At 72.6% G+C, this 23,964-nt stretch carries 19 protein-coding genes and 1 pseudogene; 11 read left to right on the plus strand and 9 right to left on the minus strand.

Going from position 1 to position 23,964, the window contains the following annotated elements; translation table 11 throughout:
- Positions 1-20 precede the first annotated feature (20 nt).
- The 3 genes from PV721_RS24185 to PV721_RS24195 form a co-directional block, all read right to left on the minus strand.
- Entirely contained in the window at positions 21-761 is a 741-nt protein-coding gene (locus tag PV721_RS24185) for a ferritin-like domain-containing protein (RefSeq protein ID WP_416371168.1), read from the minus strand.
- Positions 762-1,265: 504 nt separating this feature from the next.
- Entirely contained in the window at positions 1,266-2,411 is a 1,146-nt protein-coding gene (locus PV721_RS24190) for a mechanosensitive ion channel family protein (protein ID WP_319727670.1), read from the minus strand.
- A 194-nt stretch (positions 2,412-2,605) separates the two neighbouring features.
- On the minus strand, positions 2,606-3,880 hold the full coding sequence (locus tag PV721_RS24195; RefSeq protein ID WP_319727671.1) for a pyroglutamyl peptidase: 1,275 nt from the start codon (positions 3,878-3,880) through the stop codon (positions 2,606-2,608).
- A 361-nt stretch (positions 3,881-4,241) separates the two neighbouring features.
- Between PV721_RS24195 and PV721_RS24200 the strand changes: the two genes are divergently transcribed.
- Positions 4,242-6,377 (plus strand): MMPL family transporter, encoded by a 2,136-nt coding sequence (locus tag PV721_RS24200; protein ID WP_319727672.1) that lies wholly within the window; start codon positions 4,242-4,244, stop codon positions 6,375-6,377.
- Here the strand turns inward: PV721_RS24200 and PV721_RS24205 are convergent.
- Together PV721_RS24205 and PV721_RS24210 are read right to left on the minus strand one after the other, a co-directional pair.
- A pseudogene (locus tag PV721_RS24205) lies at positions 6,268-6,714 on the minus strand (carbohydrate ABC transporter permease); the annotation flags it as partial. The gene PV721_RS24200 and the pseudogene PV721_RS24205 sit on opposite strands and share 110 nt — an antisense overlap.
- 17 nt (positions 6,715-6,731) lie before the next feature.
- On the minus strand, positions 6,732-7,715 hold the full coding sequence (locus PV721_RS24210) for a hydroxyacid dehydrogenase (protein WP_319727692.1): 984 nt from the start codon (positions 7,713-7,715) through the stop codon (positions 6,732-6,734).
- 238 nt (positions 7,716-7,953) lie between these two features.
- Here PV721_RS24210 and PV721_RS24215 point away from each other — a divergent pair, with 238 nt between their 5' ends.
- Both PV721_RS24215 and PV721_RS24220 read left to right on the plus strand, forming a co-directional pair.
- Positions 7,954-8,871: an NUDIX hydrolase gene (locus PV721_RS24215; RefSeq protein ID WP_319727674.1), complete on the plus strand. Its 918-nt coding sequence runs from the start codon at positions 7,954-7,956 to the stop codon at positions 8,869-8,871.
- Positions 8,868-9,425 (plus strand): NUDIX hydrolase, encoded by a 558-nt coding sequence (locus PV721_RS24220; RefSeq protein ID WP_319727675.1) that lies wholly within the window; start codon positions 8,868-8,870, stop codon positions 9,423-9,425. The genes PV721_RS24215 and PV721_RS24220 overlap by 4 nt, the downstream gene beginning before the upstream one ends.
- A gap of 4 nt (positions 9,426-9,429) precedes the next feature.
- Here the strand turns inward: PV721_RS24220 and PV721_RS24225 are convergent, their stop codons facing one another.
- Entirely contained in the window at positions 9,430-9,615 is a 186-nt protein-coding gene (locus PV721_RS24225; protein ID WP_319727676.1) for a hypothetical protein, read from the minus strand.
- A gap of 146 nt (positions 9,616-9,761) precedes the next feature.
- On the opposite strand from PV721_RS24225, the gene PV721_RS24230 reads away from it, so the two are divergent.
- Positions 9,762-10,100 carry a hypothetical protein gene (locus tag PV721_RS24230; protein ID WP_319727677.1) on the plus strand — a complete coding sequence of 113 codons (339 nt, stop codon included), beginning with the start codon at positions 9,762-9,764 and terminating at the stop codon, positions 10,098-10,100.
- Positions 10,101-10,139: 39 nt separating this feature from the next.
- Here PV721_RS24230 and PV721_RS24235 read toward each other — a convergent pair whose 3' ends face one another.
- Entirely contained in the window at positions 10,140-10,994 is an 855-nt protein-coding gene (locus PV721_RS24235; protein WP_319727678.1) for a helix-turn-helix transcriptional regulator, read from the minus strand.
- A gap of 137 nt (positions 10,995-11,131) precedes the next feature.
- On the opposite strand from PV721_RS24235, the gene PV721_RS24240 reads away from it, so the two are divergent.
- The 4 genes from PV721_RS24240 to PV721_RS24255 all read left to right on the plus strand — a co-directional run bounded on the left by PV721_RS24240 (position 11,132) and on the right by PV721_RS24255 (position 16,526).
- The gene (locus PV721_RS24240; protein ID WP_319727679.1) at positions 11,132-11,911 is read left to right on the plus strand and encodes an NAD(P)H-dependent oxidoreductase; all 780 of its coding nucleotides are present in this window, start codon (positions 11,132-11,134) and stop codon (positions 11,909-11,911) included.
- A gap of 240 nt (positions 11,912-12,151) precedes the next feature.
- Positions 12,152-12,487, plus strand: a complete 336-nt coding sequence (locus tag PV721_RS24245) for a hypothetical protein (RefSeq protein WP_319727681.1) — start codon at positions 12,152-12,154, stop codon at positions 12,485-12,487.
- A gap of 89 nt (positions 12,488-12,576) precedes the next feature.
- Entirely contained in the window at positions 12,577-13,125 is a 549-nt protein-coding gene (gene cpt, locus PV721_RS24250; RefSeq protein ID WP_319727683.1) for a chloramphenicol phosphotransferase CPT, read from the plus strand.
- A gap of 101 nt (positions 13,126-13,226) precedes the next feature.
- Positions 13,227-16,526: an NACHT domain-containing protein gene (locus PV721_RS24255; RefSeq protein WP_319727684.1), complete on the plus strand. Its 3,300-nt coding sequence runs from the start codon at positions 13,227-13,229 to the stop codon at positions 16,524-16,526.
- Between the two features lie 152 nt (positions 16,527-16,678).
- Here the strand turns inward: PV721_RS24255 and polX are convergent, their stop codons facing one another.
- Both polX and PV721_RS24265 read right to left on the minus strand, forming a co-directional pair.
- Positions 16,679-18,406, minus strand: a complete 1,728-nt coding sequence (gene polX / locus PV721_RS24260) for a DNA polymerase/3'-5' exonuclease PolX (RefSeq protein WP_319727685.1) — start codon at positions 18,404-18,406, stop codon at positions 16,679-16,681.
- A 50-nt stretch (positions 18,407-18,456) separates the two neighbouring features.
- Positions 18,457-19,071 carry an aldehyde dehydrogenase family protein gene (locus PV721_RS24265; protein WP_319727694.1) on the minus strand — a complete coding sequence of 205 codons (615 nt, stop codon included), beginning with the start codon at positions 19,069-19,071 and terminating at the stop codon, positions 18,457-18,459.
- Positions 19,072-19,160: 89 nt separating this feature from the next.
- On the opposite strand from PV721_RS24265, the gene PV721_RS24270 reads away from it, so the two are divergent.
- The 3 genes from PV721_RS24270 to PV721_RS24280 all read left to right on the plus strand — a co-directional run.
- The gene (locus PV721_RS24270; protein WP_319727686.1) at positions 19,161-20,132 is read left to right on the plus strand and encodes a cyclase family protein; all 972 of its coding nucleotides are present in this window, start codon (positions 19,161-19,163) and stop codon (positions 20,130-20,132) included.
- Positions 20,133-20,262: 130 nt separating this feature from the next.
- On the plus strand, positions 20,263-23,070 hold the full coding sequence (locus tag PV721_RS24275; RefSeq protein ID WP_319727687.1) for a SpoIIE family protein phosphatase: 2,808 nt from the start codon (positions 20,263-20,265) through the stop codon (positions 23,068-23,070).
- 118 nt (positions 23,071-23,188) lie between these two features.
- A partial coding sequence (locus PV721_RS24280) for an ATP-binding cassette domain-containing protein (RefSeq protein ID WP_319727688.1) occupies positions 23,189-23,964 on the plus strand: 776 nt, incomplete at its 3' end.

Genomic DNA, 23,964 nt, shown 5'->3' on the forward strand with positions numbered 1-23,964 from the left:
CCCCCAACAGGCGGCGGAGGTCACACTCCCGCGCCCGCCCCCGCCGGTACGGGGACCGGGCCGCCCGACATCGCGCGGGCCATCCACGCGGAGGAGCGCAGGGTCTGCGCGACGAAGGCGCCGCGGCCCACGCCGAGGAGCCGCAAGGCCGGGCCGTGGTCCACGGCGACCAGGGCGGCGGCGCAGGCCAGCAGTCCGCGCCACCCGGCCGTGACCGACCGGCGGGCAGGCCGGGGCAGCCCGGCGAGGCCCTCCTGCAGGCGGAGGCAGTGGAAGGGGACGTGCCGCTCCTCGTCCGCCAGGATCCGGCCCGCGACCTCGGAGACCAGCGGGTCGGCGGCGCCGTCGCGCAGGGCCCGGTAGTACCCCAGGGCCACGGCCTCGGCGATCATCAGCACCAGCAACTCCACCCGCAGCCCGAGCAGTCGCCGTACCCGGACGAACGCCGCGTCGCTCCAGTGTCCGTCGAGGGTGTCCGCCCCGCCGGCCGCCAGCAGCAGCTTCAGCAACCGCGCGTGGTTCTGCTCCTCGGCGATGAAGAGCCGGACCGCCTCGGCGTAGACCGGATCGCCCGCGAGGTCGGCCTTGCCGGAGAGTGCGGAGCCGTCACCGTCCTCGCCGACCTGGAACTTCTGGATACTGCGGACGATCTCGGCTGGCAGCTGCGCGCCCCTCCCCCAGTCGGGGTCGCCCAGAGCCGCCCGGCGCTCCCGCTCGGCCTCGAACTCGCCCACCCACGCCCCGTACCCCATTTTGATCATGTTCAAGAATCTAGCGACTGTTGAGCGTGTTCAAAAGTGCTGGAGCGTCATGACCGCGTAACAGAACGACGCGGGCAGCCGACCTCAAGCGGTCGGGGCGAGGGGGCACTCGGCGGAGACGGTGGGTGACACGCCAGGCAACCGCGCGCCGGAAGCCCCCCGCCGGCGCGCCGTCAGCACCCTTCGCGGCATCCGGCTTTACGGATGGCCGCCCCCGCCTCTATCTTGAACGTGTTCACATTGAACGCGTTCAAGGAGGCGTGGTGGTCGCGGGTGATTTCGTCTTTGCCGTGCTGCTGTTCTTCGGTGCGGTCCTTCCGGCAGGCGTGTGGATCGTCGTCGCCTTCGTCAAGGCGTGTGGAGAGCGTCGCGAACTTCGACGGATGCCCCCTCGGGGGACGGCATCGGGTGCGGACTAACCGAGGTGTGTTCGGTGCCCGCCGGGGCCGTGCCCCGGGGCCGGGCCGCAGCCGGCGGGTGGGCAACGCCTTCGATGGCGAGCTACTACGCCCTGCGGGCGTCACTTCTCCTCGCTGGTGGGTCTGAGGCGTCTGCGGGTGAGGGGGACGGTGACGCGCCCCGCTGGTGGGGTACCGGCGCGTGCGGGGGCGACGCGGGGATTTCGTCCTGGTGGAGGGCGACCGTACGGGTCGGGGCGGGGATCGAGATGCCCTCCGCACGGAACCGCCGGTGCAGGCGCTTGATGAACTCGTGCTTGATCCGGTACTGGTCGCTGAACTCGCCGACGCCCAGGATCACCGTGAAGTTGATGCGGGAGTCCGCGAACGTGTGGAAGCGGACGGCCCCTTCGTGGTCGGGGACCGCGCCGTTGATGTCGGCCATCACCCCGTCGACGACCTCGAGGGTCACGCGCTCGACGTGCTCCAGGTCGCTCTCGTAGCCCACGCCCACCTGGACCAGGATCGAGAACTGCTGCTCCGGCTGGGTGAAGTTGGTCATGTTCGTCCGCGCGAGACGCCCGTTGGGGATGATGACCAGGTTGTTCGACAGGTTGCGCACCACGGTGTTGCGCCAGTTGATGTCGACGACGTACCCCTCCTCACCACTGGTGAGCCGGATGTAGTCACCGGGCTGCACGGTCTTCGAGGCGAGGATGTGCACCCCGGCGAAGAGGTTGGCGAGGGTGTCCTGGAGTGCCAGGGCCACCGCCAGACCGCCCACTCCCAGGGCGGTGACCAGGGGCGCGATGGACACGCCGAGGGTCTCCAGGGCGACGAGCACGCCCATCACGAGGACCACGATCCGCGTGATGTTGACGAAGATGGACGCCGACGCGGCCACCCCGGTGCGCGCCCCCGCCACGGACTGGACGAGGCCCGCGACGACCCGCGCCGCGCTGAGCGTGGCGATGAGGATGAGCAGCGCGGTCAGGGACTGGTTCACGAACCCCGAGACCCGCGCGGTGAGCGGCAGGGTCGTGGCGGCCACGGCGGCGCCCGCGATGAGCGCGGCACCCGGGGCGATGGTGCGCAGCGCGTCGACGATGACGTCGTCTCCCCGCCACCGGGTCCGCTCGGCGTGCCGGCCCAGCCACCGCAGGAGGGCGCGCAGCAGCAGCCCGGCGGCGGCGCCCGCCGCCAACGCGATGGCGGCGACCAGCCAGTCGTGCAGGACGAGATCGCGGTTCAACGGACCCCCTCCGCTGCGCGGCCCCGGCCCGGGGGCATGGCGGCGGGCGCTGCCGACCGTCGTATGAGGTGTGTCGTCACCTTGTCACCTGTCAGTTCGTCGTGCGGTAAACCGCGTTCGGGCGTGTGTGCGCATCCGGAACGGGCTGCCATCCTGCCCCATGGCGGGGTGACGCACTGCAGGCGGGGCGGCGGCTACCGCCGTACGGCGGCGTGTTCGAGGACGGCGCGGACCTCCGCGGTGATCGCGCTCTCGTTGCGTTCGAACTCGGGGCCGGTCAGCAGCTGGGGGTCGGCCGGCAGGCCGGTGAGCACCGGGGTGTGGAGGTGGCCGCCGGGCAGGTGCGGGGCGAGTTCGGTGCGCAGCCGGTTGGAGCGGTAGGCGACCTCGTTGGACAGGTAGCCGCCACCGCCGCCCGCGACGGCCCGCGAGCCCGGAGTCGGGCCGTCGGTGCGGTCGACGGGGGCCGTGCCGCCCGCCGGGATCTCGGTCACCTCGGTGTTGAGGAGGACCGGGTACGGCGTCTGCACGGCGCCGGTCACCGCGTCGGCGGGCAGCGTGGTGCGGATGAACTCCGGGCCCGGGCCGAGGCCGGGGGCCGTCACCGGATGCTCGCGGGTGCCGCCGGAGAGGGCGCGCGCGTTGTCGGGGTACGGGTCGGCGGACCGCGCCCGCCCCGCCCAGTCCTCCAGGGTGAAGATGCCGGGGTAGCCCTGGCTGACGGTGGTGATGACGTCGGCGGAGGCGGGACCGGAGGCCAGGCGCGGGGCGAACGCCCGCTCCACCATGCCGGCGTCGAAGTCGGCGTACCGGACGGGCAGGACGACGGCGCGGATCTCGGCGGGGCTGCCGTCGGCGAGGGTCACGCGCCGCCCGTTGAGCTGTAGGGCGGCCGATCCGGACGGGTTGGCGCGGCGGATCTCCGCGTCCAGCCCGAAGGGGTCGAACCCGCTGATGAAGACCTTCCGTACGCCGGGCGCCGTCCGGAAGGCGTTGTCGGCGAGGCCGCGGGAGGCGTCCTCGAAACGGGCGCGGAACGCCGCCCGATCCACGGTGAACTGCGGCTGCCAGCGGGCGAGTTCGGCGGTCATCCCGAGCCGCGCCCAGTACAGCGGCCGGTCGTCACCGGGGGCGAGGTCGCCGCCGGGCCGCTGGCCCTGGGCCCGCCGTACGGAGGCCTGCCAGAGGGCCTGGCCCCAGGAGTCGAGGAGCCGTTCGGCCTCGGCGGGGCTGCGCGTCGCGCACAGGGCGGCGGGAAAGCGTCGTACGAAGTCCCCGAACCCGGCTCGCTCGACGAGGGCGGTGGTACGGGTGTCCGCGAGCCGTGCCTGTTCGGCGTCGAGCGGTACGGACGCCGGGGGGCGACAGGCGGACGCGCCGCCGGCCGCGTGCGCGGGCGTGGCGACCGCCACCGGGAGGACGGTGACGAGGAGGGCGGCGGCCGATGCCGCACGGCGTAAGAGCATCATGCGATGTGACATTACATAGCGACCGTCACCCCCACCAGGCACACCGGCCGCAGCCGCCAGGACTGGCTCAACTCCGCCGCTGACACGTCCGGTTCGAACGCCGCAGCCTGGTAGTGCACAAGCCGTGGATCCGACGCGAAGCCGTCACCGGGCGCGTGGCCGCAGATCCCGGTGGTGGTCCCCGATGTCGAAGGGGCGGCAGGCGCTCCCGCACGTTACGAATAGACGGATGCATCCGAATCGGGTCGCCGGCCGGAAGGCGAGGCGAGGGACCGCCGGTGCGCGACGGCGCCAGCAGGTGGTCTCCCGGTGCAAGGCATTCATCAGGACCGACTCGAACGTCGTGGGAAAGGGACTCGCTTTGAGCATCGCACCGCGCTGGGCCCGCTGGATCGTTCCGCTCGTACTGCTGCTCGTCTGGGTCGGCATCGGCGCGGCGCTCGGACCGTACGCGGGGAAGCTGCGGGAGGTCGCCACGAACGACCAGGCGGCGTTCCTGCCGCGGAGCGCCGAGTCGACGAAGGTCCTCGAAGCCCGCAAGTCGTTCGAGGGGGCGCAGTCCGTCCCGGCGGTCGTCGTGTGGACGGCGCAGGGGGCGGCCCGGGTGAGCGCCGGCCAGCAGGAGGCTGCCACGCGGGCGGTCGGGGAGCTCACCGGACGTCCCGGGATCACCGGTCCGCCCTCGCCGGCCGCCGTCTCCGTGGACGGCCTGGCGATCCAGGCCGTCGTGCCGCTCGCGCCCGGCCTGGGCGAGGAACTGCCGGCGGTCCTGGACGAGGTGCGGCAGGCCGCTCAGGAGGTGCCGGGCACCTCGGTCCGGATCGCCGGGCCGGCGGCCGGCCAGGCGGACCTGTCCGATGCGTTCGCCGGTATCGACGGGCTGCTGGTGGGCGTGGCGCTCGGAGCGGTGCTGTTGATCCTGCTCCTGGTCTACCGCAGCGTGCTTCTGCCCCTGCTGATCATCATCAGCGCGGTGTTCGCACTCGGCCTGGCCTGCGCGGTGGTGTACGCGCTGGCCGACCGGGGCGTCGTCCGCGTGGACGGCCAGGTCCAGGGCATTCTGTCGATCCTGGTGATCGGGGCCGCGACCGACTACGCCCTCCTCCTGGCAGCGCGTTTCCGGGAGGAGCTCGTCGTACGGGGCGACCGGCTGGAGGCAGTGGCGGCCGCCGGGCGCCGGTCCGCCGGCGCGATCACCGCGAGCGCGGCGACCGTGGCGCTGGGGCTGCTCGCTCTGCTGGTGAGCGACCTGACGAACAACCGGGCTCTCGGGCCGGTCGGCGCGATCGGCATCGTCTGCGCGGTGTTGAGCTCCCTGACCTTCCTGCCGGCCGTTCTCGTCCTGCTGGGCCGGGCCGCCTACTGGCCCGCCGTGCCCGGGGCGGCCGACGCGTCGGCCGGGGGTCGCGGCGTGTGGCGCCGTGTCGCGGGGCTGCTCGACCGGTCACCGCGGCGCGTGTGGATGTCCACGGCCCTCCTGCTCGTGGTCCTGGCGGGGTTCTCCGCCTCCCTGCCGTCCAAGGGCGTACCGCTGGACGAGATCTTCGTCAACGACGCACCCTCGGTCGGCGCCCAGCAGACCCTTGCCCGGCACTTCCCCGGCGGTTCGGGCAACCCGGCCGTCATCATCACCGACGCCGGGCGCGTGGCCGAGGTGCGGTCGGCCGCCGAGGACACGGAGGGTGTAGCGGCGGTCGTCCCCGTCACCGCGAGCGGCCGTCCGGGCTCGGGGGCTCCGCTCGTCGTGGACGGCCGGGTGCGCCTGGACGCCACGCTGGAGGCGGCGGCCGACAGCGACGCCGCGAAGGAGACGGTCCAGGCGCTGCGCGAGCGGGTGCACGGGGTGCCGGGTGCCGACGCGCTGGTCGGGGGCTACACCGCCCAGCAGTTCGACACCCAGCAGACGTCGGCCCGCGACCGCGCCGTCATCGTCCCGGTCGTCCTCGGCATCATCCTGCTGATCCTGGTCGCCCTGCTGCGTTCCCTGCTCGTGCCCGTCCTGCTCGTGGCGACCGTCGCCCTCAACTTCCTGGCGACGCTGGGCGTGTCCGCGCTCGTCTTCGAGCACCTGCTGGGATTCAGCGGAACGGACGCCTCCGTGCCGCTCTACGGGTTCGTTTTCCTGGTCGCGCTCGGCGTCGACTACAACATCTTCCTGATGTCCCGCGTACGCGAGGAATCCTTCGCCCTGGGCACCCGCGAGGGCGTGCTGCGGGGGCTCGTCACCACGGGCGGGGTCATCACGTCCGCCGGCGTGGTCCTCGCCGCGACCTTCGCCGCGCTCATGGTGATCCCCCTGGCCTTCCTCGTGCAGATCGCCTTCATCGTCGCCTTCGGCGTCCTGCTGGACACCCTCGTCGTGCGGTCCCTGCTGGTACCGGCCCTCGTCATCGACATCGGCCCGCGCGTCTGGTGGCCGAGCACGCTGTCCCGCCCGGGCACGGGATCCTGCGCTGGAGGCAGAGGAAGGCGATCAGCAGCGGGATCACGGCGATGAGCGAGCCGGTGACGGCCGGCGAGTACATCTCCGGACTCTCGGTGGTCGAGACGTTCCACATGTGGAGGCCGAGGCTGACGGGGTACAGATCCCTGTCGTTCAGCATGACGAGGGCGCCGTAGAAGTTGTTCCAGCTCGTGGTGAAGGACAAGAAGAACAGAGTCACGAACCCCGGGGCGAGCATCGGCAGCGCGATCGTGCGGAAGGTCCGCACCTCGCCCGCGCCGTCGAGCCTGGCGGCCTCGATGACCTCGTACGGAACGTAGCCCTCGGAGAAGACCCGGGCGAGGTAGACGCCGAACGGGTTGACCAGTGCCGGGATCAGGAGCGCGCAGTAGGGGCGTCGACGGCCCGTCAGGCGGTCCGGTGGAGGTCCGCGCGGCACACCGGGTGTGCGAACGGCAGCCCGGCGGCGTAGCGGGCGATCTCGTCGATGGCGGAATCGGCCATCCTGTGCAGTTCGTTGCCGAGGGAGCCCGCGATGTGCGGGGTCAGGAGCACGTTCGGCAGCTCGTACAGCGGGGAGTCGGCCGGCAGTACCTCCGGCTCGGTGACGTCGATGACCCCGTGCAATCGGCCGGCGACCAACTCCTCGGTGAGCGCCGCCCCGTCGACCAGGGAACCGCGGGCCGTGTTGATGAGGGTCGCGCCGTCGCGCATCAGCGCCAGCCGCCGGCGGTCGATCATCGAGCGCGTCTCCGGCAGCTCCGGAGCGTGCAGGCTGACCACGTCCGAGACCCGGCAGAGCTCGTCGAGCCCGACGGCGCGGACGCCGAGGCGCTGCGCCTGATCCTCCTTCAGATAGGGGTCGTGGACACGGAGTTCGAGATCGTACGGACGCAGGAGCTCGATCACCCGGCGGCCGATCCGGGAGGCGCCGACGATGCCGACGGTACGGCGGTAGTTGCCCACGTCGCCGTACCGCAGGTGCCATTCGTGGTGGCTGCCGCGGACGCGGCGGTACTCCTCCCGCAGCTGCATCACGCGCTTGTTGGAGAGGAGGACCATGGCCACGGTGTACTCGGCCACGGGGAGGGAGTTGGCCAGCGCGGCGGAGGAGACGGCGATGCCCCGGTCCCAGCAGGCGTCGGTGACCAGCTGTTTGACGGAGCCGGCCGCGTGCACGACGGCTCTGAGGCGGGGCGCGGCCGCCAGCGCCCGGGCGTCGACCGTGGGGGCGCCCCAGAAGGTGAGCAGGACCTCCGCCTCCGCGAGCGCCTGCGCGGCCTCGGGTCTGCCGAAGTCGTCGACGACGAACTCCGGGTCGATTGCGGCCACTTCCCGGAGCCGATGGGCCGTGGCGTCGTCCAGCAGGCGGGAACGGAGCTCGGGGGCCATCGCGAGCAGGGTCCGCGGGCGGCGAACGGGCATCTGGGGCTCCTTGCGGCTGAGTGAGGCCGCGCCGACTTTATGAATCCAGATTCCGAGCGTCAAGATTCATCAATCGAATAGCTCTATACGTTCATAACGATCGCCGGAAACCGACGTACCCCCTCGCCGCGCATTCGGCGTGGGACGGCGGGGCAGGATGTCGCCCGTGACGGGCCCGGATTCGAGGCACAAGAAGGAGACCGCCATGTCGTCCACCCCTTCCGCCGAACCGAGCGGTACGGCCGCCCTGTTGGTCAACTCGCGCGGCCAGTACCTGCTCCACCTGCGCGACGCCAACAAACCCCACATCTGCGACCCGGGGACGTGGAGCATCCCGGGCGGCGACCGCGAGGGGAACGAGACCCCGCAGGAGGCGATCGCGCGGGAGCTGAAGGAGGAGACCGGGCTGACGGTCCCGCTGGAGCCGTTCACGGTCGTCGACTGCCACGGCCCTGGCGGCACCACGGGCCGGATCCAGGTCTATCTCGGCGCCTGGGACGGCGACGCCGACGCCCTTCCGCTCAGCGAGGGGATCATGCTGCGCTGGTTCGATGCCCGTACGACGGCGCACCTGACGATGTGCGCCTGGACGCAGCAGGTCCTCGATCTGCACCGGGCCCAGGTGCACGGTGCAGAACCGGGCCCGCGTACGGAGGCCCCGGCGCCCGCCGGGAAACCGGGCGGCCGGGCCCTCCTCAACATCGTCGGGGCCCACCTCTACCTGGAGCGCGACGGCCGCGTCCTGCTCGGACTGCGCCACCCCGACTCGGCCTTCGGCGCGTCGAACCACCACTTCCTCGCCGGCCACTGCGAGCAGGAGTCCGCCATCGCCTGCCTGGTCCGCGAAGCACGGGAGGAGGCCGGACTGTTGCTGCGCGCCGAGGACATCGAGCTGACGCACGTCGTGCACCTGGTCCACCCCCCGGGCTCGCGGCCGCGCCTGCAACTCGTCTTCCGCGCCCACCGGTGGGAGGGAACGGCGGAGGTTCGCGAGCCCGACAAGTGCGTGAGCTGGGACTGGTGGCCGGCCGACGCGCTGCCGGAGCCGATGGTGCCGTACGCCCGGGCCGCGATCGAGGGCATCCGGGCGGGCCGGCTCTACACCGAGATGGGCTGGCTGTGACCGCCGCCGGGCACCCGGGAGCGCTGGGCCGGTACACCCTGCCGATCGACGTGCACCTGATCCTGCGCCGCGACGGCGAGCGGGGGCCGGAGGTCCTGCTGTCCCGGCGGGCGGGCCGGGTCTACGCGGCGGGGATGTGGCACTTGCCGTCCGGGCACCTCGACGGCCCGCACGAAGACGTGGTCGAGGCCGTGGTCCGGGAAGCCCGGGAGGAGACGGGCGTCCTCATCGCCCTCGCAGACGTGGCGTCGGCGGTGACCGTGCATCACCGCGGTCCCCGGGGCCACGCCCGGCTCGGCCTGTTCTTCGAGGTCCGGCGCTGGGCGGGCGAGCCGGCGGTTCGAGAGCCGGAGGTGTGCGACGCGATGGGCTGGTACCGGCTCCACGACCTGCCCGAGCCGATCATCGCGTACTGCCGGGCCGGCCTCGACGCGTACGCGGCCGGGCGGCCGGCAGCCGTCCATTTCCAGCACCTCGGCGACCCGATCCCCTACCGCTCCGACGGCCCGCACCGCACCCGGCTCCTGAACGGCGCGGGGCCCGAGGGCCCCTGACCCGTCAACGGAGGCCGGACGGCACCTGTCGCTGGGACAGGGAGACCCAGCGTCGCGCCCGGTCGCTCGCGGTGACGACCACCCCGAACGGTTCGATCGCCGCGACCGTGCCGGCCAGCACCTCCCCCGGCTGCAGCAGTTCCAGGAACCACCAGAGTTCCGGGTTCTCGGCGGGAGTGATCGCGCTCATGCCCCGAAGGCCCTCCCCGGGCCCGTCCATATCCCGGCGTGTAGGGGGATATAGGGACGCCGGAGAGGCTGCACGCATCGGGCCGGCCGGCGTGGCGCCGGGTGGCCGCATCCTTCGAGCCATCGGAAGGCCTCGTCATGAAATCCATGAGCCGCACCCTCCGGAACGCCACCGCCGTCCTCGCCTTCGCCGGCGCGGCCGTCTCGCTGGCCGTGCAGCCCGCGGTCGCGCACAGCGGCTACTTCTACAAGAAGCGCAGCGGCTGCGTGTACACGGGGGGCCTGTCGGCCGGCCACGAGTACACGTGGACCCGGAAGGACTCGGGCGACTGCGCCGGTCACGCCTGGCTGCTCGTGAAGCTCTCCAACGGGAAGTGGTCCGAGCTCCACGAGTCCGGCAGTGTGAGCATCACCGCCAATTGGGGCGGAGCCACCGAGGCCTGGCACAAGACGCAGGCGGGCGAGTCCTGGGTCCGGTCCCACTGACGCGGCGGACGGCAAAGCAATCGGGCGCGCGTCGTCGGGTTACCCGCGGACCCGAGCGTTCGCCGCGGGATGCGCATGCGCGTCACCGCTGTCCGCGCCCAGGCCCGCGAGCAGGCGCAGCCCGTCCTCGGCGGGGCTGCCGGGCGCCGCGGACAGCACCAGCAGTTCCATGCTCGTTTCGTCCGGCAGTGCGAAGTTCTCCTGGTGCAGCTCCAGCAGTCCGACCAATGGGTGCCGGTAGGCCTTGCGTCCATGGGTGCGGGCGCGCACGTCCGCGCGGGCCCAGAGGCGGCGGAAGCGTTCGCTGCCCATGGCCAGTTCACCGATGAGCGAGGCCAGGCGGGGGTCCTCGGGGTATTTGCCGGCGGCCAGGCGAAGGTGCCCGACCACGTCGAGGGTGCATGTCTCCCAGTCCCCGTACAGGCCGCGCTCGGCCTCCTCGAGGAAGATGTGCCGGGCGGTGTTCAGGCCCGGCAGCGGCCGGCCGTAAAGGCGCGCGGCGAGGCGGTTCCCGGCGAGCACGTCCAGGCGGTGGTCCATGATCAGTGCGGGTGCGTCGGCGACGAGGTCGAGGACGCGCAGCAGCTCCGGCCGGACCCTCCCGCCCGGCGCCTTCGCGCGGCGGCGGCGCTGCCGGGCGAGCCGGTAGAGGTGCCCTCGTTCGGTCTCGTCGAGGCCGAGGACGCGGGCGAGGGCGTCGATGACCTGCTCGGAGGGCTGGGTCGCGCGGCCCTGTTCCAGGCGTACGTAGTAGTCGACGCTGACGCCGGACAGGTGCGCGACCTCCTCGCGGCGCAGCCCTTCGACCCGGCGGCGGCTGTCGGTGGGTATGCCGACTTCGGCCGGGTCGACCCGGGAACGCCGGGTCCGCAGGAAGCCCGCAAGATCGTCCATGTCCCCAGTATGGCTTCGGTGGTGCCCGTGAAGGTGGTCCTGCCGGTACCAGGAAGTCCCGTCCGACGGAAGGGGCGCCCCTGAACGCCGGGCGCCGCGGCGTCCAGGATCGAAGCATCCGATCCGAAGGAGTTGCCGTGAAGACGCTGATCGTCCACGCCCACCCCGAGCCGAAGTCGCTCAACAGCTCGCTGAAGGACCTCGCGGTGTCCACGTTGGAGGCCGCCGGGCACGAGGTCCGGGTGAGCGATCTGTACGCGATGGACTGGAAGGCGGTCGTGGACGCCGCGGACTACGGCCCCGACGCCTCGAGTCCGCTGAAGGTCGCCCTGGACTCGGGCCGGGCCTTCGCCGCCGGGACGCTCACCCCGGACGTCCTCGCCGAACAGGAGAAGCTGCTGTGGGCCGACACGATCATCTTCCAATTCCCGCTGTGGTGGTACACGATGCCGGCGATCCTCAAGGGCTGGGTGGACCGGGTGTTCACCCACCGCTTCGCGTACGGCGTCGGCGAGCACAGCGACACGAAGTACGGCGAGCGCTTCGGCGAAGGCACGCTCGCGGGCAGGAGGGCTCTGCTGTCGGTGACCACCGGCGGTCCGGAGTCGCACTACGCCGCCCGCGGGATCAACGGCCCCATCGAGGACCTGCTGTTCCCGATCCACCACGGCATCCTCTACCACCCGGGCATCGAGGTGCTGCCGCCGTTCGTGCTGTACGGCACCGACCGGATGACCGGCGAGGACTACGCGGAGGCCGCGGCGGCCTGGGAGCAGCGCCTGCTCACCCTGGAGTCGACCGAGCCGATCGCGTTCCGGCGGCAGAACTCCGGTGACTACGAGATCCCCTCGCTGCATTTGAAGGAGGGGCTGGAGCCGGCGGGCCGCACGGGTTTCGGGCTGCACGTGCGCGGCTGACCGCCGGTGCCGGAGCGGAGGAGGTGCGGGGCCGATCCGAAGCCGGCCGGCGCCCGCCGGGCCGGGCCGGCTCGGCCGCCACGGACGGCCTCGCCCACCCCGGCCCGTGCCACCCACCCCCGCGTTGAACACGTTCAAGTCCTCTGGCAGTATCTCCGTCGGGGAGCCTGCGGGCGGTGCCGTGTGGGCACGGCCCACCCCCTCGGCATGGGCTGCTGCTGCGCCCGGAGAGAGTGCGTCGTGATCATCTTTTTGATTGTCTTCTTGGTCGTGGGCCTGTTCCTCGCCGTCGCGCCGGGTGGCGCAGTCGGATACTTCTTCGTCGCGGTGAGCCGCCGGCTGTCACTCGCGGCCAGGATCCCCCTGCTGGTGGTACTGGCAGCGGGCACGGGAGCGATGTGGCTGACCCTGATGGGAGGCGCCGACTACTGGCGGCCGATCGTCGTGGCCCTCTCGTTCATCTCCACCCTCATCTCCGGGACCGTTTCCCTCGTGCACGAGGCCGGCAAGAAGCGTGCGCGGAACCTTCCTCCTGTGACCTGGCCCGGCTGGTACCCGCCCGGCGCCCCGCGGTAGCCGGTCGGCCGTCCGGGCCGCCGGCCGCGAGGGACGTCCGGGGCGAAAATCGCTTCGGACGCCGCGGTGTTCGCCCCTACCGTGACCTGATGACGACTCAAGTGATCGTGTTGAACGGCGGGTCCAGCTCGGGGAAGTCCGGGATCGTCCGCTGCCTGCAGGCGGTCCTGCCGGATCCATGGCTCGCCGCCGCCATCGACTCGCTGATCGAGTCGATGCCCGCCGCCCTGCAGACGTCGGTGGCGGGCATCGAATTCGCCGCGGACGGCGGCGTGAAGATCGGATCGGAGTTCCGGAAGCTGGAAGCGGCGTGGATGGCAGGAGTCGCCGCGATGGCCCGTGCGGGCGCCCGGATCATCGTCGACGACGTATTCCTCGGCGGAGCGGCCTCCCAGGAGCGGTGGCGGAAGGCCCTCGACGGTCTGGACGTGCTGTGGGTCGGCGTGAGGTGCGAGAGCTCGGTCGCCGAAGGACGCGAGATCGCCCGCGGGGACCGCGCCCGGGGCATGGCCGCCTCACAGGCAGAGCTCGCCCACCTCGGCGTGGTCTACGACCTGGAGGTCGAGACGACGCGCGCGGAGTCGCTGGAGTGCGCGCGGGCCATCGCCTCCTGCGTCACGTGCCGGGACGTGCCCTAGCCACGGTGGAACCACCAGAGCGCGAGGGTCACCGCCGAGGATCCGCAGGCGGTGGCCGCCCCGCGGGCCAGTGCGAAGAGCGTGGCCAACCGGAGCGGGGGATGACCGACAGGGCCACGACGCTCTATGCCGAGTTGAGCGCGCTGGAGCGGCGGGCCAAGGCCGCACGTAGAGTCGAGGGTCTGCCGTATTCGCGGCGCGAGACGGCCAAGGCGCTTCGCGGGCTCCCCGAGGGCGTCAGCCTGAACAGCAGGCGCATCAGCGACTGGCTGCCCGGCGATCCGGCCAAGGCCGTCACTCCGAGCCATGCGAACGCCGACGCCGTCTGGGCCTTGGTCTGCCTGTGGAGCCACTGGGCCCGCGTCCCCCCGCACGAACGCCCGTCCCGCCGGTACGTCAACGATCTCGTGGAGGCCGCGCAACCGGAACGCCGCCCGGCTCCTACCGTCGCGCCCTCGCTCCCGGCCCGTCTGCGGGCGCTGTTGGAGCGGCAGAGCGCGCTCAGCGAGGACTGGCCCTACGTCCTGCACGAAGGGTCCGGCTCCCTGCTGCCGCTGTCGATGATTCACGTACGACAGCAACTCGACGGCGCGACGGACCCCGACGGCGACGACAGCGGGGACAGCGACGGCGACAACGACAGCGACGGTCTCCGGTACGGACCGGACGCGCAGGGGCCGGCCCCGGCACAGCCTCTGGAACGCCTCCTCTCCAACGACGCCTACGGTCACCTCCTCCTGGAAGCCGGCCCGGGCGGCGGCAAGTCGTCGCTGCTGGCCCGCTTGGCCGGGGACATGTCGGACGCGTTCCTGCGCCAGGAAGATCCCCACCTGCCGCCCGTCATCCCCCTCTGGGCGACCGCCTCCGCCCTCTCCGCCCACCCCCACGGCGTCGAAGACGCGCTGGCCCGCCCGCTGTCGGCCGACCACAGCGTCGACGAGCCCGTCCGGTTCCACGAAACCGTCGCGGACCTCCTGCACCCGCCCGCCCGGTGGCTCGTGCTCGTCGACGGCCTGGACGAGCTTCCCGATCCGAACGCCCGGGCCAATCTGGTCCACCGGCTCACCCGCCTGGCCAGGGAAACGGCGGTCCAGAGCGAAGAGCGCGTCCGGATCGTCATCACCAGCCGCCCCATGCAGGCACCCGAGCGAAGGCTGCTGGAGACGGCCGGATTCACCCCGCGCACCCTGGCCCCCTTCCACCACCACCAGCTCCGGGAACTGGCCGAGCGCTGGTCCAGCCAGCACGAGCACGGCGCCACCCTCGCAGCGGAGTTCCTGGGCCAGGTCGAGCTCGCCCGCCTGCGGGACCTGGTCCGCGTACCCCTGCTCGCGGCCGTCGCCATCGCCCTCTACGAGGCGTGGCCCGACCGGGCCCTTCCGTCGAACCAGTACGCCCTCTACGAGCAGTACCGCCTGTACCTGACGGCGGCCAAGGCCCAGCACCGCGGCGCGCGGCTCGGCGGACTGGCGACGCTCTCGCTCAGGAACCCCGCGGCCGCCGCGGCCGTCAGGTTCCTGGAGCAGAACTTCGACGACCTCTTGCGCGAAGTGGCCCATGCGGCACGTGTCATGAAGGCACCAGACCTGCACCAGCACGCGATCGACTGGCTGGCGCAGAAGCTCGGGCCCGCCGCCCGGGTCTCCATCCCGGGCTGGCGGGACGCCGTCGCAGGCCTCCTGACCTCGACCGGGCTGATCGTCTCCCGGAACGGCAGGCTGCGCTTCCTGCACATCAGCTTCGCGGAGCACCTCGCGGCGGAGCACGACGCCTGGCGCCTGCCGGTGGAGTTCTCGCCCCAGGTCAGCAGCTGGCAGGAGGTCGTGCTCAGCGCCACGCGCCCCCGCGGCCGGCGCACGCGCCACGCGATGGCCACGCTGCTCCACTACTGTCACCTGCGGCCGCTCTCCTCGGCGGCGCTGCTCAGCTGGCTCCAGCAGGGCAGCGACCGGCACCACCGCGTCGCCGCCCGGCTGTTGGCCGAGGGGTGTCCCGCCTCAGCCCAGCACGTGAGGGACTTCCTGGACAGGCTGCCGTACCTGCCCGCCGAATGTTGGGAATCCGCCGGACACCTGGCGGACGAGGCGGCGTACGAGATGTTGGTGTTCTACGCGTCCAGCTCCGCGCAGCACCGCGCGACCCGGGAGCACGCACTCGACGCGCTCGCCCTCCGGCGGCCCGGGGAGGCCTTGCGCCTGCGCGAACGGCTGGGGCGGGAGGCCTCCCCGCCCCGGCACGACGCCCCGACGGCTGCCCCGCATGCAAAGGCGGTCGTGGGAACCGGCGTGGAGAGCGTACTGCAGGGCTTCGGCCGGGCCGATGTCCGCGAGCAGGCCGACATCCTGGGCGCCATGATCCTCACCGGGGAGCTGGAGCCGGCCGACAGGTCGGCGATCGCCCAGGCACTGTGCGCTGCGGCTCCCGACCGCGCACGGCAGGTCGCGGACCGGCTCGAAACGCTCGCCCGCGACACGGCCCGCACTCCTTGGGCCCGGCACCACGCGGTCGAGGCGCTCCTCGACTTCGGGGGCTCCCACGTCGGTACCGCAGCGGCCGTGCTGCTGGCGCTCGCGACGCAGCCTGACCTCTCGCCCCTGGACCGGTGGGACGCCGCCGAGAGCGTGCTCGATCTGGGTGCACCCCATACCGGACGCGCCCGCCGGATCATGCGGGCGCTGCTCCGGGAGCCCGGTCTGTCGGCGGGGGATCTGTTCGACCTCCAGGGCCGGCAGCACGATCCCGATCTCGCCGGAGCGCCCTGTGCGCGGCACGGAGCCGCGCCCCTGTCCTACCAGGCGGGCGACGACGATCTGCCCGACGACCTCGCCGGGGTCGACGCCCTCGTGGTGACGGGCGGCGCCGCACCGATCCGGTCCGGCGGGAACGCCCCCGCGCACGACGCCGAGCTGGAGCTGTTGCGCGGCGCGCTGGCGAGGGAGCTGCCCGTGCTCGGGCTCGGCCTGGGCGCACGACTGCTCGCCGTGGCGGCGGGCGGCACCGTCGTCCACCGGGCCGGCTCCGCGCCCGAGCAGGCCGGCCGGAGGCCCGTACGTACCGCACCCGCGTCCGGTTCGGATCCGCTGTTCGCCGGCATCGCGGCGGAGCTGCCCGCGGCGCGGTGGGGGCACGACGGCACCGTGGAACTGCCCGCCGACGCCCTGGTCCTGGCCTCGGACGACCGCAGACGCGTCCACGCGTTCCGCATCGGTGCCAGCGCCTGGGGGCTGCACCTCCCCCTCGAAGCCACAGCCGGAACCGAAGCCTCGGACGCGGAGGCGCAGGCATGGGGGCCGCTGCCGGCCCGGTTCGCCGAACTCGTGGCCGACCGCGCCGAACCCACCGCCACCCGAGCGTTCTTCACCCGGCGCGCGGACGCGTGGGAGGGTCCGATTCCCCTGTAGGCGGCGTCCGCAGCGGCACACCGCACCGCTCGAACGCCGACCCCCTCCGGTACGACGCGTCGGACGCAGGAAGGCCCCGGCCGGGCAGGCGGGGCAGGCGGGACGATCGGCCGGGGGGGGGCTGTTCTCCCCCTGCCGGTGCGGCCGGTGCCTCAGGTCTTCTTCTTGCCCAGGAACCGCCGCAGCCGCGTCAGGGGCCACGCGTTGACGACGTCGTCCGCGGTCAGCCAGCCGCGCTGCGCGGTCGCCACCCCGTAGCGCATGTACGGCAGATGTGTGGTGGCGTGCGCGTCGGAGTTCACGGCGAACTTCACTCCGTACCTCTTGGCGCGCAGGATGTCCTCGTCGCACAGGTCGAGCCGTTCGGGGTGCGCGTTGATCTCCAGCGCGGTGCCCGCCCGCGCGCAGGCTTCGAAGACGGCGTCGAAGTCTGCGTCGATGCCCGGGCGTTTGCCGATCCGGCGGGTCGTGGGGTGGCCGATGACGGCGACGTGCGGGTTCTCGCAGGCGCGGATGAGGCGGCGGGTGAGCTCCTGCCTGCTCTGGTTGAAGTGCGAGTGGACGGAGGCCACGCAGATGTCGAAGTCCGCCAGGAACTCGTCGGGCCAGTCCAGGGTGCCGTCCGGGCCGATGTTGAGTTCCGTGCCGTGCAGCAGCCGCATCCTGTGGTGCGCGCCGTCCAGTGCCCGTACCCGCTCGCGCTGGGCGAGGATCTTCTCGCTGGTCATGCGCTGCATGGAGAGGTCGGGGGCGTGGTCGGTCACCGCGTAGTACGCGTAACCGCGGGCGGCAGCGGCGGCGATCATGTCCTCCAGCGGGGCGAGTCCGTCGGTGAGGTCGGTGTGGGTGTGCAGATCGCCGCGGATGTCCTTCTCCGTGAGGAGGCCCGGGAGTTCGCCGCGCAGCCCCGCCGCGATCTCGCCGCGGTCCTCGCGCAATGTCGGGGGGATCCAGGGCAGCCCCAGCCTGTCGTAGACCCCCTCCTCGGTCTCGGAGGTGATGTTCTCGCCGCTCTCGGCGTCGAAGAGCCCGTACTCGGAGAGCTTGAGGCCCTGGCGCACCGCGAGCTCGCGGGTGCGGATGTTGTGCGCCTTGGATCCGGTGAAGTACTGCAGTCCCGCGCCCCAGGACGCGGGGGGCAGGACGCGCAGATCGACCTGGAGGCCGGTGGTGGTCCGTACGGAGGTCTTCTTCTGCCCGTGCGCGATCACCTCGGCGGTCTGCGGGAGGGCGGTGAGCGCGTCCATGAACGGGGCCGACCGGCGCGCCGCCACCAGGATGTCGACGTCGCCGATGGTTTCCCTCATGCGGCGCAGGGACCCGGCGTAGGTGCACCGGACGCAGCCGCGGATCTCCGAGAGTTCGGCGACGAGCTGCTCGGCGACGTCCATGGCCGCGCTGAGGAGGATCCGGCCCTCGCCGGCCTTCTGCAACACCGCGATGCCGTGCAGGATGTTGTCCTCGGTCCGCTCGCCGAAGCCCTTCAGGTCGCGCAGCCGTTCCTGCTGGATGGCCTCGATCAGCTGGTCGACGGAGCTGATGCCCAGCTCCTCGTGGAGCAGCATGGCCTTGCGGGGCCCGAGCCCCGGAATCGCGATCAGCTCGCGCACGCCGGGCGGCACGGACGCCCTGGCCTCGTCGACCACGGTCATGCGGCCGGTCCGCAGGTATTCGAGGATCTTGTCGGCGACCGACCTGCCGACGTTGGGGATCTCGCGCAGGCCCTTGGCGTCGAGCGTGGACACGTCCTCCGGGTGGCCGCCGACGGCCCGGGCGGCCTTCTCGTAGGCGCGCGCCTTGAAGGCCTCCCCGCCCCGGATGGCGATGAGGTCCGCGTACTCCTGGAGCAGAGCCTCGACCTGGTCGTTGGCTCGGGCCATGCCTCCAGGGTGCCCCGCGGGCCGCGCACGGGCACGTCGGACGCCCGGGATCAGAGCATGACGTGCTTGGCCCGGGTGTAGTCCAGGAGGCCGGACAGGGAGAGGTCGCTGCCGTAGCCGGAGTGCTTGACCCCGCCGTGGGGCATCTCGGAGACCGTGGTGCCGTGGGTGTTCACCCAGACGATGCCGGTGTGGAGGGCGCGGATGGCGCGCATCGCCCGGTCGTGGTCGGTGGTCCACACGCGCGCGGCCAGGCCGAAGCGGACGTCGTTGGCCAGGTGGAGGGCCTCGGCCTCGTCGGCGAAGGGCTGGACGGTCACCACCGGGCCGAAGGTCTCCTCCTGCACGACCTCCTCGTCCCGGCGGACCCCGGCGACCACGGTGGGTTCGGGGAAGAAGCCCGGGCGGGGCGGCCGGCCCCCACCGGTGACGATCCCGGCGTGCGGCGGCAGGCGGTCCAGCAGTGCCTGCACCGAGGCGAGCTGGGCCGCGTTGTTGAGGGGCCCGCAATCGACGCCGGTACGGAGCTTCGCCGCTTCGGCGGCGAAGGCCGAGAGGAAGGCGTCGTGGATCCGGCGGTGGACCAGGAGCCTCCCTGGCGAGTACCTGAGACCGACGGGACGGGGTGTCGGCCCGCGCGCCCGCTCGCGTACGGGGCACGGCAGGGAATCCTGGGACGAGAACCACGGGACCGCGAGACCGCGGACCGCGAGACCGCCATGGACCCCACGGACCCGGGAGTGCTGATGCGCACATGAGCCACGACCCCGCCGACGCGCCGGGCCCCCCGCCGGGCGCCGCTCCCGGCAACGGGCCTGCCGTCTCCCGCCAGGAGTTCGACGCGCTCTTCGACCGGGTCCGCACCTGGGGCCGGTGGGCCGCGGCCGACCGCGGCGCCTGGAACCGGGTGACGGCGGACCACGTGCGGCGGGCCGTTACCCTGGTCCGGTCCGGGACGGTCGTCCCGATGGCCCGGCCGTGGGACACCCGCCCGGGCCCGGACAACGCGAAGCCGGCCCTGCACTACATGTCCGACCTCGGCGACGTGGAGGCCCCGGAGCCCTCCGTCTACAAGGACTTCTTGGCCGTGGACTACCACGGCAAGGGCGTCAGCCATCTCGACGCACTGTCACATGTCGCCTACCGGGGGCAACTGTACGACGGCCGGGCGGCGCACGACTGGGTCGATGCGGCGGGCGCCCGCTTCGGTGCGGCGTCGGCGCTCGGCCCGCTGGTCACCAGGGGTGTGCTCGTCGACCTGCCCGCCGTTCTCGGGGTCACCTGGCTCGACCCCGGGCGCGCGGTGCACGCGCGGGACCTCGTCGCCGCCGAGGAGGCGCTCGGCGTCACGATCGGGGACGGCGACGCGGTGCTGCTGCGCTCCGGCGCCTTCCGCCGCCGCCGGGAATCCGGCCCCTGGGACCCCGGCGGGGCGAGCGCCGGCTGGCACGTGGACGCCCTGCCGCTGCTGGCCGAGCGCGGCATCGCCCTGCTCGGTGGCGACGGGGACAGCGACGTACGACCCTCGCCGGTCGAGGGGCTGCACTCCCCCGTGCACGCCCTCGCCGTCACGGCGATGGGGGTGCCGCTGCTGGACAACCTCGATCTCGAACCGCTCTCCGCCGCCTGCGCCGAGGCGGGCCGCTACGCGTTCCTGCTCGTCGTGACGCCGCTGAACGTGCCGGGCGGGACGGGTTCGCCCGTCAGTCCGGTCGCGGTCCTGTGAGGGCCCACCGCTCCGGCCACTCCGTGCCCTCCCTCACTTCCCCGCTCATCTCAAAAATCTGAGGAATATACTCAAATCTGGTAATTCAGGGCATTCTGGCCTGGACCGAAGGCCGAGGGAAGTGGTGCACATGGGGGTGGTGGGAGACCGCATCGGGCCCGTACGTCCCCGTGACCGATTCCTGCACGGTGAGTCGGTCGAGGGGAGCGTGAGGGGTCCGATCCTGCACTCGTGGCAGCGCAGCCAGCTGCTGGGAATCTCGCCCGACCAGTCCGAGCTTCCGTTCACGCCGGACTTCGACCCTGACGGCCGGCTCATCCGCGCCGCCCGGCCCGTGCTGGACCGACTGGAGTCGGTCTTCGCGGGCAGCCAGATGAACATCAGCCTCGCCGACGGGTACGGCACCGTACTCGAGCGCCGATTCGGCGAGAAGTCCATGGTCAAGCGCCTCTCCCCGATCCAGAGCGTCCCGGGTTTCGTCTTCGCCGAACAGTTCGCCGGGACGAACGGCATCGGCCTCACCCTCGCGGAACGGCGGCTCTGCCAGGTCTTCGGCGCCGAGCACTTCGCCGAGCGGTCCCAGTCGAGCGCCTGTACGGCCATCCCCCTGCGCGACCAGCTCAGCGGGCACATCGAGGGCGTCCTGTGCCTCGGCTATCCCTACACCGACGCCGACCCGGCACTGGTCCCCGTGGTGCGCAAGGCGGCCGAGGCCATCGAGAGACGGCTGATGGAGCAGAGTTCGGCGCGCGAGCGCGGCCTGCTGCAGGCCTACCTCGACGCCGCGAGCCGGACCGGGGCGGACGAGCACTCCGGGAACGGGCACGGACTCGCCATGGCCGAGCTGCTCCAGAGCGAGCTGGAGCAGAGCGATCAGATGACGCTCAAGGAAAAGGCCACGGAGCTGATGTCCTCGGCCCAGTGGGCGGCCGCCGAGGTGTCCCTGTCCCGCGACCGGTGGGTCACCCTCGTGAGCCGTCCCGTGACGAGCCCCTCGGGAGTGGAGGGCATCGTCATCGAGGCGCTCCTCCCCGACGAGGACGAGCGGCACGCTCCCGCCCCCACCGGGCCGCCTCCCGGTCCCCTTTCCCGCGCCGCACCCCGTACGGCCACGAGGGCCGCCCCCGCGCCCGGCACGTCGTCCGGCGGCGCACCCGGCACGTCCGGCGCACCCGGCACGTCCGGCGCACCCGCCACCGAGGACTCCTCCGGCGGCATGGTCCGGGGGCTGGTGCTGGTGGGCGAGCCCGAGGTGGGCAAGTACGCCGTCGCCGCGCGACGCCGCCTCGAGCTGCTGGCCGAGGCCAGCAACCGCATCGGCACCACCCTGGACGTGGGCCGCACCGCCTGGGAGCTCGCCGAGATCGCCGTCCCGCGGCTGGCCGACTTCGTCACCATCGACATGCCCGAGGCGGTCCTGCGCGGCGAGGAGTCCGCCCACCCCACCACCGAGATGCACCGGACGGTGGTCCACGGGATCCGCGAGGACTGCCCCTTCTACCCGGTGGGCGAGCAGGTCGTCCTGCGCCCGACCACGCCCCACATGCGCTCCCTGACCACCGGTCAGCCCGTGCTGGAACCCGATCTCAAGGCCGCCTTCGGCTGGATCGCCCAGGACCCCGAGCACGCCGAGCTGCTCCTCGCGCACAACATCCACTCGCTCATCACCGTCCCCCTCTACGCCCGCGGCGTCCTGCTGGGCATCGCGAGCTTCTACCGTTCGCAGGACCCGTCCCCCTACGGGGACGACGACCGCTGGCTGGCCCAGGAGCTCGCCGCCCGCGCCGCCCTGTGCATCGACAACGCCCGCCGCTACACCCGCGAACACACCCTGGCCCTGGCCCTCCAGCGCAGCCTGCTCCCGCGCGGCCTCCCCGACCAGGACGCCGTCGAGGTCGCCCACCGGTACCTGCCCGCCGAGCACGGGGTCGGCGGCGACTGGTTCGACGTCATCCCCCTGTCCGGCACCCGCGTGGCCCTCCTCGTCGGGGACGTCGTCGGCCACGGACTGCACGCCGCCGCCACCATGGGCCGGCTGCGCACCGCCGCCCGCAACTTCGCCGAACTGGAACTCGCCCCCGACGAACTCCTCACCCACCTCGACAACCTGATGGTGCGCCTCGACCGGGAGGAGGGCGGGGACAATCCGGCCCTCGGCAGCGGCATCGTCGGCGCCACCGTCCTGTACGCCATCTACGACCCCACCTCGCAGCGGTGCACCATGGCCCGCGCCGGCCACCCGCCGCCCGCGCTGGTCCACCCGGACGGCGCCGTGGAGCTCCTCGACCTGCCCGCCGGACCCCCGCTCGGCCTCGGCGGGCTCCCCTTCGAGTCGGTGGAGATGCAGTTGCCCGAACACAGCCAGCTCGTCCTCTACACCGACGGACTCATCGAGGACCGCCATCGCGACATCGACCTGGCCCTCGGTGAGCTCACCCGCGCGCTGGCCCACCCGGACCGCGCCCCCGAGGAGACCTGCCGGGCGGTGCTCGACGCCGTGGCCCCCGAGCACCCCGGTGACGACATCGCCCTCCTCGTCGCCCGCACCCATGTCGTGTCCCCCGACCGGATCGCCTCCTGGGACCTGCCCGCCGACCCGGCCCTGGTGGGCGACGTCCGCGCCGCCGCCATGAGCCAGTTGGGCCGGTGGGGGCTGGACGAGTCCGCGTTCGCCACGGAACTGCTGCTCAGCGAGCTGGTCACGAACGCCGTCCGCTACGGCACCGGACCCATCCGGGTACGCCTCATCCACGACCGCACCCTGATCTGCGAGGTGTACGACGCGAGCAGCACCGCCCCGCGCATGCGCCACGCCGCCAGCACCGACGAGGGCGGGCGCGGCCTGTTCCTGGTCGCCCAGCTCTCCCAGGCCTGGGGCACCCGCTACACCACCGGGGGCAAGGTCATCTGGGCCGAGTGCGCCCTGACCGCGGCGTGACGGCCCCGTCCACGACGGGCGCATCCCGGCGATTTCAATACCGGAAACACCCGGTCAGATCGGCATAGAATCCCCATGCAGTCGGGAAGAACTCGGAGGCCGACCCCCGGAGAAGTCTGTGCATGACGCTCCCGACACCTCGATGAGGCCGCCCTCGCCGTTCGGCGGCGAACCCCTCGTCCGCATGCGCGGTCTCGGCAAGCGGTTCGGCGGCACGGTGGCGCTGGCCGGGGTCGACCTCGACATCCACCGGGGCAGCGTCCTCGCCCTCCTCGGCCCCAACGGCGCCGGGAAGTCCACCCTCATCAAGGTGCTCGCCGGGGTCCACCGCGCCGACGAGGGCGAGGTGACGGTGGCCGGCCATCCGCTCGGCTCGCACGCCGCGGCCCGGACCATGTCCTTCATCCACCAGGACCTCGGTCTCGTCGCGTGGATGACGGTCGCCGAGAACGTCGCCCTGGGCACCGGCTACCCGCGCCGGCGCGGACTGATCTCCTGGCGGCGCACCCGCGAGCGCTGCGACGAGGCCCTGCGGATCGTCGCCGGGCACCTGGACGCCGACGCCCGCATCGCCGACCTCGCCCCCGCCGAACGCTCGCTGGTCGCCATCGCCCGGGCCCTGGCGACCGATGCCGAACTCATCGTGCTCGACGAGCCGACCGCCACCCTCCCCGCCGCGGACTGCGCCCGGCTGTTCGACGTCCTGCACGCCCTGCGCGACCGGGGGCACGCCCTCCTCTACGTCAGCCACCGGCTCGACGAGGTGTACAAGGTCGCCGACAGCTTCGCCGTCCTGCGCGACGGCCACGTGGTCGAACGCGGCCCCCTCGCCGGTTTCTCCCCCGCCCGGCTGGTGCGCGCCATCGTGGGCCACGAACCGGCCGCCCACGCGCC

Source organism: Streptomyces sp. MB09-01 (assembly GCF_033794505.1).
Taxonomy (GTDB): domain Bacteria; phylum Actinomycetota; class Actinomycetes; order Streptomycetales; family Streptomycetaceae; genus Streptomyces.